The organism is Saccharothrix longispora (genome assembly GCF_031455225.1).
GTDB lineage: Bacteria > Actinomycetota > Actinomycetes > Mycobacteriales > Pseudonocardiaceae > Actinosynnema > Actinosynnema longispora.
In genome coordinates, this window is record NZ_JAVDSG010000001.1 from 7372006 (window position 1) to 7386111 (window position 14106).

13 protein-coding genes and 1 riboswitch are annotated in these 14106 nt (G+C 72.5%); of the genes, 9 read left to right on the forward strand and 4 right to left on the reverse strand.

Annotated elements, in window-relative coordinates:
• Nucleotide 1: 1 nt before the first annotated feature.
• The gene (locus J2S66_RS32105) at nucleotides 2–361 is read right to left on the reverse strand and encodes a hypothetical protein (protein WP_310311995.1); all 360 of its coding nucleotides are present in this window, start codon (nucleotides 359–361) and stop codon (nucleotides 2–4) included.
• A gap of 144 nt (nucleotides 362–505) precedes the next feature.
• Here J2S66_RS32105 and metG point away from each other — a divergent pair, with 144 nt between their 5' ends.
• From metG to J2S66_RS32140, 7 genes are all read left to right on the forward strand, one after another.
• The gene (metG, locus tag J2S66_RS32110; protein ID WP_310311998.1) at nucleotides 506–2296 is read left to right on the forward strand and encodes a methionine--tRNA ligase; all 1791 of its coding nucleotides are present in this window, start codon (nucleotides 506–508) and stop codon (nucleotides 2294–2296) included.
• Nucleotides 2293–3129: a TatD family hydrolase gene (locus J2S66_RS32115; protein WP_310312001.1), complete on the forward strand. Its 837-nt coding sequence runs from the start codon at nucleotides 2293–2295 to the stop codon at nucleotides 3127–3129. Before metG ends, J2S66_RS32115 begins: the two co-directional genes overlap by 4 nt.
• A 282-nt stretch (nucleotides 3130–3411) precedes the next feature.
• Nucleotides 3412–4866 (forward strand): resuscitation-promoting factor, encoded by a 1455-nt coding sequence (locus J2S66_RS32120; protein WP_310312004.1) that lies wholly within the window; start codon nucleotides 3412–3414, stop codon nucleotides 4864–4866.
• 10 nt (nucleotides 4867–4876) lie between these two features.
• Nucleotides 4877–5755 (forward strand): 16S rRNA (adenine(1518)-N(6)/adenine(1519)-N(6))-dimethyltransferase RsmA, encoded by an 879-nt coding sequence (rsmA, locus tag J2S66_RS32125; RefSeq protein WP_310312006.1) that lies wholly within the window; start codon nucleotides 4877–4879, stop codon nucleotides 5753–5755.
• A gap of 87 nt (nucleotides 5756–5842) precedes the next feature.
• Nucleotides 5843–5935, forward strand: a riboswitch (SAM riboswitch).
• A gap of 213 nt (nucleotides 5936–6148) precedes the next feature.
• A complete protein-coding gene (locus tag J2S66_RS32130; RefSeq protein ID WP_310312009.1) occupies nucleotides 6149–7159 on the forward strand; it encodes a methionine ABC transporter ATP-binding protein in 1011 nt (336 codons plus the stop codon).
• Nucleotides 7156–7839: a methionine ABC transporter permease gene (locus tag J2S66_RS32135; protein WP_310312012.1), complete on the forward strand. Its 684-nt coding sequence runs from the start codon at nucleotides 7156–7158 to the stop codon at nucleotides 7837–7839. Before J2S66_RS32130 ends, J2S66_RS32135 begins: the two co-directional genes overlap by 4 nt.
• Before the next feature lie 29 nt (nucleotides 7840–7868).
• Entirely contained in the window at nucleotides 7869–8678 is an 810-nt protein-coding gene (locus tag J2S66_RS32140; RefSeq protein WP_310312015.1) for a MetQ/NlpA family ABC transporter substrate-binding protein, read from the forward strand.
• Nucleotides 8679–8726: 48 nt separating this feature from the next.
• Here J2S66_RS32140 and J2S66_RS32145 read toward each other — a convergent pair whose 3' ends face one another.
• Complete coding sequence (locus J2S66_RS32145; RefSeq protein ID WP_310312018.1) at nucleotides 8727–9179, reverse strand: hypothetical protein; 453 nt, start codon at nucleotides 9177–9179, stop codon at nucleotides 8727–8729.
• A 130-nt stretch (nucleotides 9180–9309) separates the two neighbouring features.
• Here J2S66_RS32145 and J2S66_RS32150 point away from each other — a divergent pair, with 130 nt between their 5' ends.
• Entirely contained in the window at nucleotides 9310–10275 is a 966-nt protein-coding gene (locus tag J2S66_RS32150) for a 4-(cytidine 5'-diphospho)-2-C-methyl-D-erythritol kinase (protein ID WP_310312022.1), read from the forward strand.
• A gap of 3 nt (nucleotides 10276–10278) precedes the next feature.
• Here the strand turns inward: J2S66_RS32150 and J2S66_RS32155 are convergent, their stop codons facing one another.
• Nucleotides 10279–10713, reverse strand: a complete 435-nt coding sequence (locus J2S66_RS32155) for a PASTA domain-containing protein (protein ID WP_310312026.1) — start codon at nucleotides 10711–10713, stop codon at nucleotides 10279–10281.
• Nucleotides 10714–10820: 107 nt separating this feature from the next.
• On the opposite strand from J2S66_RS32155, the gene J2S66_RS32160 reads away from it, so the two are divergent.
• Nucleotides 10821–12593 carry an ABC-F family ATP-binding cassette domain-containing protein gene (locus J2S66_RS32160; protein ID WP_310312029.1) on the forward strand — a complete coding sequence of 591 codons (1773 nt, stop codon included), beginning with the start codon at nucleotides 10821–10823 and terminating at the stop codon, nucleotides 12591–12593.
• Between the two features lie 94 nt (nucleotides 12594–12687).
• Here J2S66_RS32160 and J2S66_RS37235 read toward each other — a convergent pair whose 3' ends face one another.
• A complete protein-coding gene (locus J2S66_RS37235; protein ID WP_374726162.1) occupies nucleotides 12688–14037 on the reverse strand; it encodes a DivIVA domain-containing protein in 1350 nt (449 codons plus the stop codon).
• Nucleotides 14038–14106 lie beyond the last annotated feature (69 nt).

The window sequence follows — 14106 nt, forward strand, 5'->3', positions numbered from 1 at the left end:
CTCAGCTGTTGCCGATCGCGATGACGATCCAGACCAAGCCCCACAGGCCGCAGGTCAGCAGGGTCAGCACCAGGTGCAGGCCGTGGTTGACGTGCGGTCGACCCCCGTAGAGGTTTACCTGCACGTGTTGCTGCGGCATCACCGCCTGCACGAACGGCTGCGGTGGGTAGGGCTGGGCGTACGGCGGTGGGTAGGGCTGGGCGTACGGCTGCTGCTGCGGCGGGTAGGGGTACGGGTACGGCTGCGTCGGCTGCTGGTACGGCTGCACCGGGTACTCGCCGGTCGGCTGCGCGGTCGGGTAGTGCCAGCCTTCCGCCGGGTTCCCCTGGGGCGGTAACTGCGGCTGGTGGGGGTAGGACACTCGGCGCTCCCGGCGATCGGCTGTGCGGTGGTACCGCTCACATCGCCGAACGCGGGCCGTGCGTTATCGGCCGCGCCCGCGCGACCGGTCCGCAGCCGCCCCACCCGCGAAAACCCGCCGGCGGGGCCTCCGTAGGCTTAGCACATGAGTGCCTCCGTGTTGACCGCGGTGGCGTGGCCGTACGCCAACGGCCCCCGCCACATCGGTCACGTCTCCGGTTTCGGTGTCCCCTCCGACGTGTTCTCCCGCTTCATGCGCATGTCGGGGAACCGGGTGCTCATGGTCTCCGGCTCCGACGAGCACGGCACCCCGATCTCCGTCCAGGCGGAGAAGGAGGGGCTGACCACGCGCGAGCTCGTCGACAAGTACCACCGCGTCATCGCCGACGACCTGCACGGCCTGGGCCTCTCCTACGACCTCTTCACCCGCACGACCACCGGCAACCACTACAAGGTGGTCCAGGAGCTGTTCCTGGCCCTGTGGCGCAACGGCTACGTCGTCCCCAAGACCGAGATGGGCGCGATCAGCCCCTCCACGGGCCGCACGCTGCCCGACCGCTACATCGAGGGCACCTGCCCGATCTGCGGCTACGACGGCGCGCGCGGCGACCAGTGCGACAACTGCGGCAACCAGCTGGACCCCGTGGACCTGAAGAACCCGCGCTCGCGGATCAACGGGGAGACGCCGAAGTTCGTCGAGACCGAGCACCTGTTCCTCGACCTGCCGCAGTTCATCGACGCGCTGGGCTCCTGGCTCCAGACGCGCACCGAGTGGCGGCCGAACGTGCTCAAGTTCAGCCAGAACCTGATCGGCGACCTGCGCCCGCGCGCCATCACCCGCGACCTGGACTGGGGCATCCCCATCCCGCTCGACGGCTGGCGCGACCAGCCGATGAAGCGCTTCTACGTGTGGTTCGACGCGGTCATCGGCTACCTGAGCGCGAGCGTCGAGTGGGCGCGCCGCAGCGGCGACGACGACGCCTGGAAGGAGTTCTGGACGGGCGACGCCCAGGGCTACTACTTCATGGGCAAGGACAACATCGTCTTCCACTCGCTGATCTGGCCGTCACTGCTGCTCGGCCAGAACGGCCAGGGCGCGAAGGGCGGCGAGCCGGGCGCGTTCGGCGCGCTCAACCTGCCCACGGAGGTCGTCTCCAGCGAGTTCCTGACGATGAGCGGGTCGAAGTTCTCGACCTCGCGCGGCACCGTCATCTACGTCACGGACTTCCTCAGGCAGTTCGGGCCGGACGCGCTGCGCTACTTCATCTCGGTCGCGGGCCCGGAGAACCAGGACACCGACTTCACCTGGGAGGAGTTCGTCCGCCGGACGAACTTCGAGCTGGCCAACGAGTGGGGCAACCTGGTCAACCGGTCCGTCTCCATGGCCCACAAGAACGTGGGGGCGGTGCCGCGGCCGACGAGCCCCACCACCGCCGACCACGAGCTGCTGCTGCTGTCGAACAAGGCGTTCGACGTCGTGGGCTCGAACCTGCGCCGCTCCCGGTTCAAGCAGGCGTCCGGCGAGGCGATGAAGGTGGTCGCCGCGGCCAACCGGTACCTGTCGGACCAGGAGCCGTGGAAGCTCAAGGACGACCCGGAGCGCCGCGACACCGTGCTGCACACCGCGCTCCAGGTCGTGCAGGACGCGAACACGCTGCTCACGCCGTTCCTGCCGCACTCGGCGCAGAAGGTGCACGAGCTGCTGGGCGGCACGGGCGTGTGGGCCGCGCAGCCGGAGCTGACCGAGGTGGCCGACCTGGACGTGCCCGACCGCGGGTATCCGGTGCTGACCGGCGACTACGCGGCCGAGCAGGCGGAGTGGCGGTCCACGCCGATCGAGGTCGGCCGCCCGCTGGCCAAGCCGGCGCCGCTGTTCGCCAAGCTCGACCCGGAGCTGGGCGAGACCGGCCCGGAGTGGGCGCCGATCGTCAGGTGAGCAAGCGCAGGGGTGAGCGACCACCGGTGCCGGAGACCCTCCCGGCGCCGGTGGTCGACGCCCACACCCACCTCGACGCCTGTGGCGCGAAGACGCCGCAGGACGTGCGGGAGATGCTGGACCGGGCCAACGCGGCCGGGGTCGACCGCGTCGTCACGGTCGCCGACGACCTCGACTCCGCCCGCTGGGCCGCCGAGGCCGCCACGTGGGACGAGCGGGTCTTCGCGGCCGTCGCGCTGCACCCGACCCGCACGTCGGACTTCGGCGACGACGTCAAGGCCGAGCTGACCCGGCTGGCCGGGTTGCCCCGCGTCGTCGCGATCGGCGAGACCGGCCTCGACTACTACTGGGACTACGCGCCCAGGGTCGCCCAGCACGAGGCGTTCCGGTGGCACGTCGACCTGGCGAAGCGGACCGGGAAGCCGCTGATGATCCACGACCGGGACGCGCACGACGACGTCCTCGCCGTGCTGGACTCCGAAGGCGCCCCCGACCGCGTGGTGTTCCACTGCTTCTCCGGCGACCTGGCGTTCGCGCGGGCGTGCGCGGAGCGCGGGTTCGTCCTCTCCTTCGCGGGCACCGCCACGTTCCGCAACGCCCACGCCCTGCGCGAGGCGGCCCGCTGGGTGCCCGGCGACCAGCTGCTCGTGGAGACGGACGCGCCGTTCCTGACGCCGCACCCGTTCCGAGGTCGCCCGAACGAGCCATATTGCGCGGCCTACACCCTCCGCGACATCGCGACGCTGCGTGAGGAAGATCCGGCCGACCTGGCCACCATGATCACCCGAACCGCCGAACGGATCTTCGGGCTTCGTGACGTGGCGGAGTCGTAGCAGGCGCTACGACGAATGGACGACGCACTTGCTCCGCTGACGGGGTGACTGAACTCACAAGGTTCACCGGGGTGTTGGCACAACCCCCGTCGACCCGTTACGGTCCCGTGACCGTGCCCCATGTATCCCCCGTCAGGGGCACACCCGCAGTCGGGGCGGGTTGACACACACCAGAAGCGAGAAGCACCGAACAGCACGGGAGTTGCCGGAGATCACGAGCTGACCACCGACATCGCACGTGCGCGTGGCGGGACTTCGCGCCTTCAGGAGGTATGGAACCCCGTGAACTCGTTCAACGAGGACACCGACTGGTTTACGCCCGTGAAAGCCACCCCGGTGGCGACCACGTCCGTGGACGTCCTGGACAGACCGGGACCGCTCTACGACGTGGACAACTCGGGCTGGGAGACCGCGGTCTTCAGCATCACGCCCGACGACGTGCTCGACGTCCTGGGCCCCGAGGCCGACGAGCTGCTGGCGAACGCCAACGTCGACGTCGACGAGCTGATCCGGCTCATCAACGCCGAGACCACGTTCCTCCCCCCGATCATCATCCCCGACGAGGTCTCCCAGGACCGGGTCGCGGGCGCACCGGCCGCCGAGCGGCCCGACGCCCCGCCGGCCGCCCTGGTCGAAGCCGCGGGGAAGTGGAAGCGGCGCTTCCTGAAGGCCGCGGTCGCCACCGTGCTGGTGACCATCTCCGGTGGCGGCGCGACCGCCATCGCCATGGACAAGTCCGTCACGGTCGACGTGGACGGCGAGGCCAAGACCGTGCGGACCTACGAGTCCACCGTCGGCGAGATCCTCGCGGACGAGGGCATCGTGGTGGGTGAGCACGACGCGCTGAGCCCCAGCCCCCAGGCCAAGGTCGGCGACGGCGGCAAGATCTCGCTGGACCGCGGCCGCCTGGTCAGGATGACCGTGGACGGCGAGCAGCGCGAGGGCTGGGTCCGCTCGGTCACCGTCGACGAGGCGCTCGACCAGATGCAGGTGGCCGACGAGGGCGCGTGGCTCTCCCACGACCGCGGCATGGACGTGCCGCTCCAGGGCCTGTCCCTGGAGGTCAAGAGCCTCAAGACGGTCACGCTCTACGACGGCGGCAACGAGCCCCGGCAGATCCGGACCAACGCCGTCACGGTCGAGGAGCTGCTGAAGGGCGAGAACCTCTCCCTCGGCGCCGAGGACAAGCTCGAAACGGCGCTGGACCTGCGCGTCACCAACGGCGCCGAGGTGCACATCACCCGCACCGGCGTGTCCGTGATCAACGCGACGGAGGCCATCCAGCCCCCCGTCGAGGAGGTCAAGGACGACACGATGATGAAGGGCCAGAAAGAGGTCCTGGAGCCGGGCGTGCCCGGCGAGCAGATCGTCACCTACCGCGTCACGCAGAAGAACGGCCAGGAGATCGCGCGCGAGAAGCTGGGCGCGAAGGTCACCAGGGAGCCGGTCGCCAAGAAGGTCAAGGTCGGCACCAAGCTGCCGCCCGACGGCGCGGTGTGGGACGCCCTCGCCCAGTGCGAGGCCACCGGCAACTGGGCCATCAACACCGGCAACGGCTACTACGGCGGCCTCCAGTTCAACAAGAGCACCTGGGACGCCTACGGCGGCGCCCAGTACGCCGCGTACCCGCACCAGGCGTCCCGCGAGCAGCAGATCGCGGTCGCCACGAAGCTGCGCGACGCGCGCGGCGGCTACTCGGCGTGGCCCCACTGCCGCTCGAAGCTGGGCCTGCCGTAAGAATGCACGCGTGACCAACGCTTCAGCGTCGACCGGCCCGGGGAGCTCTCTCCTCGGGCCGGCTGACGTTCGCCGGCTCGCCGCCGAGCTGGACGTCCGCCCCACCAAGAAGCTGGGGCAGAACTTCGTGCACGACCCGAACACGGTGCGCCGCATCGTGACCGCGGCCGAGCTGACCGCCGACGACGTCGTGCTGGAGGTCGGGCCGGGCCTGGGGTCGCTGACGCTGGCCCTGCTGCCGTCGTGCCGGGCGCTGGTGGCGGTGGAGATCGACGGGAAGCTCGCCGAGCGGCTGCCGGTCACCGCGGCCGAGCGCGCCCCCGCGCTGGCCGACCGGCTCACCGTCGTGCACGAGGACGCGATGCGGGTCACCGCGGGCTCCCTGCCGCTGGCGCCGACCGCCCTGGTGGCGAACCTGCCGTACAACGTGGCCGTGCCCGTGGTGCTGCACCTGCTGGCCGAGCTGCCGTCGCTGCGCACCGGCCTGGTGATGGTGCAGTCCGAGGTCGCCGACCGGATGGCCGCGGGCCCCGGCAGCAAGGTCTACGGCGTGCCGAGCGTGAAGCTCGCCTGGTACGCCGACGCCCGGCGGGCGGGTCCGGTGTCGCGCACCGTGTTCTGGCCGGTGCCCAACGTGGACTCCGCGCTGGTCGCGTTCACCCGCCACGAACAACTGTCCACGGTGGACAAGAAGGTGCTGTTCTCGTTGGTGGACGCCGCTTTCGCGCAGCGGCGCAAGATGCTGCGCGGTGCGCTGGCCGGCTGGGCCGGGTCGGCCGCGGCGGCGGAGCGGCTGCTCGTCGAGGCGGGCGTCGACCCCGCCGTCCGGGGCGAACAGCTCGCCGTCGGCGACTTCATCCGGATAGCCGAGGTCGCGTCCACCCGATAGTCGTCGATCTTTCGGCCGAACGTGTGATTTGCCGAACGATCCTGTTTCGGACTTGCGTCGGGTGCGGGTCGTCGGGTGTACTCGGTGCTGCCATCCCGAGCGGCCGAGAGACCTGGCTCTACGACGCCGCAGCAACCACTCCTCCACAGGGGCAGGTGCTTCAGCCAGGACCGATGGAGGATCACGTGCCCAGGATGCTGCTCACGCGAAGGCGGGTCGTCGACCACGGCCGCCGCACGGCCTCGGGCTGTCGCAGCCTCTAGGAAGCCACGCGCCCGGTCACCGGGCCGCTTTCGATCCTCGCCGTCCCCTCCGGGACACCTTCCTGAGCTGAGCCCGCCGGTTGCCCGCGCCACGAGCGCGGGCCGCCGCACGCCTTCGTGGAGTGAAACCGTGATCACTGTCGAGAACCTCACCAAGACCTTCCCCGGGAGTACCGGTCAGGTGCGCGCGCTGGACGGCGTGAACCTCGACGTCGCGGCCGGCACCGTCCTGGGCGTCGTCGGCCCGAGCGGCGCCGGCAAGTCCACGCTGGCCCGCTGCGTCGCCCTGCTGGAGCGCCCGGACAGCGGCGCGATCCGCGTGGACGGCACCGACCTCGTCTCCCTCGACGGCACCGCCCTGCGCGCCGCCCGCCGGCGGATCGGCGTGGTCCCGCAGGGCGACTCCCTGCTGCGCCAGCGCACCGCCGCGGGCAACGTCGCGCTGCCGCTGGAGGCCGCCGGCGTCGCCGGGCCGCAGCGCCGCAGCCGCGTCGCCGAGCTGCTCGACCTGGTCGGCCTGACCGACAAGGCCGGCTCGTACCCCGACCAGCTGTCCGGCGGCCAGCGCCAGCGCATCGCCGTGGCCCGCGCGCTCGCCGCGTCGCCGTCGGTGCTGCTGGCCGACGAGCCGACCTCGGCGCTCGACCCCGACACCACCGGTTCCGTGCTGACCGTGCTGGACCGGGCCCGCGCCGAGCTGGGCGTGACCGTGCTCGTCGTCACGCACGACATGGGCGTGGTCCGCAGGATCTGCGACGACGTCGCGGTGCTGGAGGGCGGCCGGGTCGTGGAGCACGGCAAGGTGCTCGACCTGGTGTCCGACGCGGCCAGCCGCACGGCCGCCTCGCTGCTGCCCGCCGTGGACCAGAACCCGGGCGCGGAGGCCGCGTTCGACCGGGTGGCCGACGTGGTGCTCGTCGGCTTCGCGGCCGTCGGCGCCCTGCTGCCCGAGGCGACCAGCCGGTTCGGGGTCGACCTGAACCTCCTGGGCGGCGGTCTGACCCGCCTGGGCGAGACCCCGGTCGCGCGGTTCCGCGTCGGCCTGAACGGCGAGCGCGCCGACTCGGCGCTGGAGTGGATCTCCGAGGCCGGCGGCTCCGTGCGCAGGACCCTCGCGGGTCCGCAGGGAGTAGCTGCGTGAGGTCTGCGACACCCTGGTCCACCGTGTTCGACCACCTGCTCGTCGCGACCGGCGAGACGGTGTACATGGTGGCCGTCTCCACCCTGATCGCCACCCTCCTGGGTGTTCCCGTCGGCGTCTGGTTGCAGCTCACCGCCCCCGGTGGGCTGCACCCCAGGCCGCTGCCGCACAAACTGCTCGGCTTCGTGGTGGACCTGGGGCGGGCGATGCCGTTCCTGGTCCTGCTCGTGCTGCTGACGTCGTTGACGCGGCTGGTCATCGGCCAGTCGATCGGACCGACGGCGGCCATCGTGCCGCTGTCGGTCGGCGCCATCCCGTTCGTCGCGCGGCTCGTGCAGAACGTCCTGGCCGAGGTGCACGTGGCGGTCGTCGAGGCCGCCGTCACCACCGGCGCCTCGACGGTCCGCGTCGTGCGCAGCGTCCTGCTCCGCGAGTCGCTGCCCGCCCTGGTCAACGCCATCGGCGTCACCGCGATCGCCCTGCTCGGGTACTCGGCCATGGCCGGCGTGCTCGGCGGCGGCGGTCTCGGCGACCTCGCCGTGCGCCTCGGCTACCAGCGCTTCGACGACCGCGTCCTGTGGTCGACGGTCGCGGTCCTCGCGGTCGTCGCGACGCTCATCCAGTTCTCGTTCAACCGCGTGGCGCGCGGTGTCGACCGCCGCCGCACGGCCTCCGTCTGAGGCCCCCTCCTCCACGTCAAAGGAAAGTCATGCGTATTCGTGCTGCCCTGCTCGCCGTGCTGCTGACCGCGGTGGGCTGCGGAAGCGGCGCCCCGACCAGTGCCGCCTCGGACCCGGACGCGCCGCTCAAGGTCGGGGTGAGCCCCGTCCCGCACGCCCAGGTGCTGCGGTACGTGGCGGACAACCTCGCCGCGTCCAAGGGCCTGGAGGTCGAGGTCGTCGAGTTCACCGACTACGTGCAGCCCAACACGGCGCTGGTCGACGGCTCGCTGGACGCCAACTACTTCCAGACCGTGCCCTACCTCGACACCTTCACGTCCGAGAGCGGCGCGGCCCTGGAGTGGATCGGCCCGGTGCACGTCGAGCCGCTGGGCGTGTACTCGAACAAGCACGAGTCGCTCGCCGACCTGCCCGAGGGCGGCCGCGTGGCCGTCGCCAACGACGCCACCAACGAGGCCCGCGGCCTCACGCTGCTCCAGGACAACGGCCTGATCAAGCTCAAGGCCGGCACCGAGAAGACCGCGACCGTCCGCGACATCGAGGACAACCCGAAGAACCTGGAGTTCGTCGAGCTGGAGGCCGCGCAGCTGCCCCGGTCCCTGGAGGACACCGACGCGTCCGTGGTGAACGGCAACTACGCCATCGACGCCGGCCTCAAGCCCGCCGAGGACGCCCTGGCGCTGGAGGCGGCGGAGGGCAACCCGAACGCCAACGGCCTGGTCACCCGCGCCGAGCTGAAGGGCGACAAGCGGATCGCCGACCTGCTCGAACTGCTCCAGTCGCAGCAGGTCAAGGACTACATCCGGACCGAGTTCGCCGGTTCGGTCCTGGCGGTCTGACGGTGCGACGCGGCGCCCCCGCCCCCCGGTCGGGGGCGCCGCCGTGCCTCACCCGCAGGCGAGCGGCCCGCCGCTGTAGGAGAACCGGTCCACCGAGTACGGCCCCATCTGGAGCGACGCCGACAGGTACACGCAGGTGTCCGCGGTCCCGGTGACGGCCACCCCGCCCGCGTAGGTCGTGTACACGCCGGAGTCGCTGCCCGCGTACGACAGGTTCGCCCGGCGCAGCGTCACGCTCATCTGGTGCGAGCCGGACGCGTTGTCGTACACCATCGCGCAGTTCGTGCCCCCGTTCACGCTGCTGTAGTACAGGTGGACGCTGCCCTGCGTGTCGCCCAGCCGGTTGGTCAGCACCTTCGGGAAGCCGCTGACGGACGAGCCGGGGCACGAGCTGACGAGCTTGTAGGGCGCGGGCGTGCTGGGCGCCGCCTGCGCCGCCGGCGTCACCAGCGCAGCGCCGGCGAACGCCGCCAGGGCCGCGAGGCCAAGGGTCTTCTTCATCGGGTCTCCCCCTCTTCGATCGGACCCGCACAGCCTGGCGAGGCCGCCTAACAACCCCCTAACAACCACGTCGCCGCAGGTGGGGCGTGGGATGGCGCGGACGACCCGCAAACGCCCGTAGGCTCATGGCGTGCTCGCAGTCGTCCCGCCCCCGGTCACCGTCCGCGTCCCGGCCAAGGTCAACCTGCACCTGGCCGTCGGCGATCCCCGCGCGGACGGCTACCACGACCTGGTGACGATCTTCCAGGCCTTGTCGCTCACCGACGAGGTCACCGTCGCCACCGCCGACGACCCCGGGGTGGAGGTGCACGGCGAGGGCGCCGACTCGGTGCCCACCGGGCCGTCCAACCTCGCGTGGCGGGCCGTGCGCGTGCTCGCCGAGCACGTCGGCCGCGACCCGGACGACCCGAAGGTCCGGGTCGTCATCCGCAAGTCCATCCCCGTCGCGGGCGGCATGGCGGGCGGCAGCGCGGACGCGGCGGCCGCCCTCGTCGGCCTCGCCTCGCTGTGGCGGCTGGAGGTGACCCGCGACGAGCTGGCCGACCTGGCCGGGAAGATCGGCGCGGACGTCCCGTTCGCCCTCTACGGCGGCACGGCCCTGGGCACCGACCGGGGCGACCGGATCGTGCCCGTGCTGGCCCGGCACACGTACCACTGGGTGCTGGCGTTCGACCGGCGCGGCCTGTCCACGCCCGAGGTGTTCGGCGAGCTGGACCGGCTGCGCGCGGACGGCGACCCGCCCCGGGTGGGCGAGGCCGAGGCGGTCCTGGAGGGGCTGTCGTCCGGCGACCCGAGGCAGCTCGCGCTGCTGCTCGGCAACGACCTCCAGGCCGCGGCCGTGTCGCTGCGGCCCAACCTGCGGCGCACGCTGCGCGCGGGCGTGAACGCGGGCGCGCTGGCCGGCATGGTGTCCGGCTCCGGGCCGACCTGCGCGTTCCTGTGCACGGACGGTGACTCCGCGGTGCGCGTGGCGGCCGAGCTGGCGGGCGCCGGCGTGTGCCGCACGGTCCGCGTCGCGCAGGGACCCGTGCACGGGGCGCGCGTCGTGGGCACCGAGGAGGCGCCCCGGCCGGCACCGCCCGAGGTGCACGCCTGAGGGCTACTCGTCGGTCTTCCGCGCCGCCAGGGTGATCTCCGTGTCGCACGCCACGACCTGGCCGGCGGCGACGCTCTGCGCCGTCGTGGTCCAGTTCCGGTCGACGATCAGCATGCGGCCCCGACCGGTGGCGTCCTCCTCGCGCAGCTGGAACAGGCCCGCGTCCTGCATGGTGTCCTGAGCTTGCTGGTGGACCATGCCGACGACGTCCGGCACGGTGCACGTCTCCGGCGCCGCGTCCTGGCTGCCCTCGTCCTGGCTGCCCTCGTCGTGGCTGCCCTCGTCGGGCGGCGGCGGCGCGGCGGTCGGTTCGCCCACGGCCGCGGTCGTCGTCGTCGCCGGCGCGTCCCCCTGCCCGCTCCCGTCGTCGTTCACGACGCCGATGACGAACAGGACGGCCAGGCCGCCCGCGATCCACACCCACTTCGGTTGCGCCACCACTCGATTACAGCGCGTGAGGTGGCCGCGGGCACACCGCCGTTCCGGGAGCGCCGGCTAGGCTGGAGTGTCGCTGTGTCCTCGCGTTCCGATGAAGGTGCTGGTAGATGGCCAACTTGGTCAACTTGGAGAACGTCTCCAAGTCGTTCGGCGTTCGCCCGCTGCTCGACGGCGTGTCCCTGGGTGTCGGTGAGGGTGACCGCATCGGCGTCGTCGGCCTCAACGGCGGCGGAAAGACGACGCTGCTGGAGGTGCTGGCGGGCCTCGCCGAACCGGACGAGGGGCGCGTCAGCCAGAACCGCGGGCTGCGCATGGCCGTGGTCACGCAGCGCACCGAGCTGGGCGAGGGGTCCACGGTGCGCAACGCCGTGCTCGACCCGCTCGGGTACGGCGCCGACGACCACGAGTGGGCCGCCGACGCGCGGGTCCGGTCCATCCTCGACGGCCTCGGCATCACCGGCTTCGGCCTGGACTCGCCGGTCGCCACCATGTCCGGCGGCGAGCGGCGGCGCGTGGCCCTGGCGGCGGCGCTGGTGCAGGACCTCGACCTCGTGGTGCTGGACGAGCCGACCAACCACCTCGACGTGGAGGGCGTGCGCTGGCTGGCCGACCACCTGCTGACCCGGCGCACGGCGCTCGTCGTCGTCACCCACGACCGGTGGTTCCTGGACACCGTGTGCACCCGCACGTGGGAGGTCGTCGGCGGGCGCGTCGAGCAGTACGAGGGCGGGTACGCCGACTGGACGTTCGCCCGCGCCGAGCGCGGTCGCCTCGCCGACACGCTGGAGGAGAAGCGCCGCAACCTGGCCCGCAAGGAGCTGGCGTGGCTGCGCCGCGGCGCGCCGGCGCGCACGTCCAAGCCGCGCTACCGCATCGAGGCCGCCGAGGCGCTGATCTCCGACGTCCCGCCGCCGCGCGACTCGGTCGAGCTGATGGCGTTCGCCAAGCGCCGCCTGGGCCGCACCGTGCTGGAGCTGGAGGACGCGACCCTCACCGTGCCGGACCGGGTGCTGGTGCGCGACCTGACGTGGCGGATCGGCCCCGGCGACCGGGTCGGCATCGTCGGCGTGAACGGGTCGGGCAAGACGACGCTGCTGCGCGCGCTCGCCGGTGAGCGGGAGCTGGAGGCCGGCAGGCGCATCCAGGGCCAGACGGTGAAGCTCGCGCACCTGAGCCAGGAGCTGCACGACCTCGACCCGTCGCTGCGGGTGCTGGAGGCCGTGGAGGAGATCGCCCGGCGGGTCGTGCTGGGCAAGCAGGAGATCTCGGCGTCGCAGCTCGCCGAGCGGTTCGGGTTCTCGTCGCAGAAGCAGTGGACGCCGGTCGGCGACCTGTCCGGTGGCGAGCGGCGGCGGTTGCAGCTGTGCCGGCTGCTGATGGCCGAGCCGAACGTGCTGCTGCTCGACGAGCCGACCAACGACCTGGACATCGACACCCTCCAGCAGCTGGAGGACCTGCTCGACTCGTGGCCGGGGACGCTCGTCGTCATCTCCCACGACCGGTACCTGGTCGAGCGCGTGTGCGACCACGTGGTGGCGCTCTTCGGCGAGGGCGGGCTGACCGACCTGCCGGGCGGCATCGACGAGTACCTGCGGCGGCGGGACGCGCAGAAGGAGGCGCAGGTCCCGGTCACGGCGCAGAAGGCGGCGTCCACGTCGAACGCGGCCGACCAGCGCGCGGCGCGCAAGGAGCTGGCCCGGCTGGAGCGGCGGCTGGAGACGTTGCAGAAGAAGGAGAAGGACCTGCACGCGAAGCTCGCCGAGGCCGCCACCGACCCCGACCGCCTGCTGGCCCTGGACGCCGAGCTGCGCGCCGTGCTGGCCGAGGCGGAGGACGTCGAGGGCCAGTGGCTGGCGGCCGCGGAGACCGCCGAGGGCTGACGCGCGGCCGGTGGCTCGCCCGGGCGGAGGTGCGGGCGAGCCGTTCGGTCGGGCCGGGTGGGCCGGGTCGGTCCGTTCGGTCGGGTCGGGCCGGTCAGACGCCCCGGCGGCGGAGTTCGGCGGCCAGGAGCGGCATCAGCTCGTCGACGAACGCGGTGTCGTAGCCCTGTCCCGCCATGATCGACTGGGTGAACCTGGTCTTCGCCACCTCGGCCGAGGTCGCGCCGACCATGCCGTCCAGGGCGATGCCGACCTCCTCCAGCACCCGGTCCACCTGGGAGGTGCGGTAACCGCGCGCCGCGGGGCCCGCCAAGGGGATCTTCAGCCGGCGCAGCTGCTTCCACGACGTGATCGGGGGCAGCTCGTCGGGCGGGAGGGGGCCGTCGCCCAGCTGCTTCTCCACCCGGGCCAGGAAGGCGTCGACCTCGGTCTCGTCGTAGCCGCGCCGGCCGAACATCGGGCGGCTGAAGCGGACCTCGCGGACCTCGCGGGCGGTCAGGTCGTCCTGGCCCAGGAGGGTGTTCTCGACGCGGTCCAGGAACCGGTCGACCTGCGACTCCTGGTAGCCGCGGCGACCGCGGGGCGGTTTGCCGAACGCGGCGGTGCGGACGTCGCGCGCGGTCAGCGGGCGGGTTCCCGGGCCCTGGCGGGGACGGGCGGGGATCGGCGGTGGCGGGGTGGTCGCCGTGGTCGAACCGGTCGGGCCGGTCGGCGGGGCCGACGTGACCGGTGGGACCCGGGTCGGGGCCGCGATCGGCCGCGAGGCGGGCGGTGGGATGCGGCCGGAAGGTGTGCGCGCCGGCGGGCGGACCGCGGGCCCGACGGGCGGCGGGGTGCGCTCCAGGGTGACGACGACCAGGTCGAGGAACGTGTCCACGTCGTCCTCGTCGTACCCGATCCGACCGGGCGGGGCGTGGCTGAACTGCTGCTCCTGCACCTCCAGCGCGGTCAGCGTGTCGCGGCCCGCCAGGGTGTTCTCGATCCGGTCGAGGAACGCGTCGATCTCGCCCTCGTGGTAACCGCGGTTGCCCGGTCTGGGCTTGTGGAACCGCACGCCGCGCACGTCCTGCGGGGTCAGCCGCGGCGCGGCGGGGCGCATCCCGGTCGACGTGGCGTGCGCGCCCTGCGCGGGCGCGGTGGCCTGCCTCCGCTGCGGGGTCGAGCCGAGGGTGTCCGCGACGAGGTCCATGAACGCGTCGACCTCGGCCGCGTGGTAGCCGGGCCGCGCGGGTCTGAACCGCGCCCGGCGCACGTCGTCCTCGGTCACGTCGTCCCGGCCCAGCAGCGTGTCCTCGATGCGGTCGAGGAAGGCGTCCACCTGCGCCTCGTCGTAGCCCGGCTGACCCGGGGGCGGGCGGTGGAAGGCGACCTGCCGCAGGTCCTGCGCGCCCAACAGCGGCGCCGGGTGTGCGGGGGTGTGCTGGCGCGCGTCGAACCCGGCCACCCATTACCTCCTTCGTGTGGTGTACCGGGGAGTATCGCCGGATGGTGGTGTCGTTGTTTCGCCCTATCG

Coding starts and splice junctions, on each gene's coding strand:
- J2S66_RS32160 (WP_310312029.1), top strand. CDS start 10,821: ATGGCCAACTTGGTCAACTTGGAGAACGTCTCCAAGTCGTTCGGCGTT.
- metG (WP_310311998.1), top strand. CDS start 506: ATGAGTGCCTCCGTGTTGACCGCGGTGGCGTGGCCGTACGCCAACGGC.
- J2S66_RS32145 (WP_310312018.1), bottom strand. CDS start 9,179: ATGAAGAAGACCCTTGGCCTCGCGGCCCTGGCGGCGTTCGCCGGCGCT.
- J2S66_RS32140 (WP_310312015.1), top strand. CDS start 7,869: ATGCGTATTCGTGCTGCCCTGCTCGCCGTGCTGCTGACCGCGGTGGGC.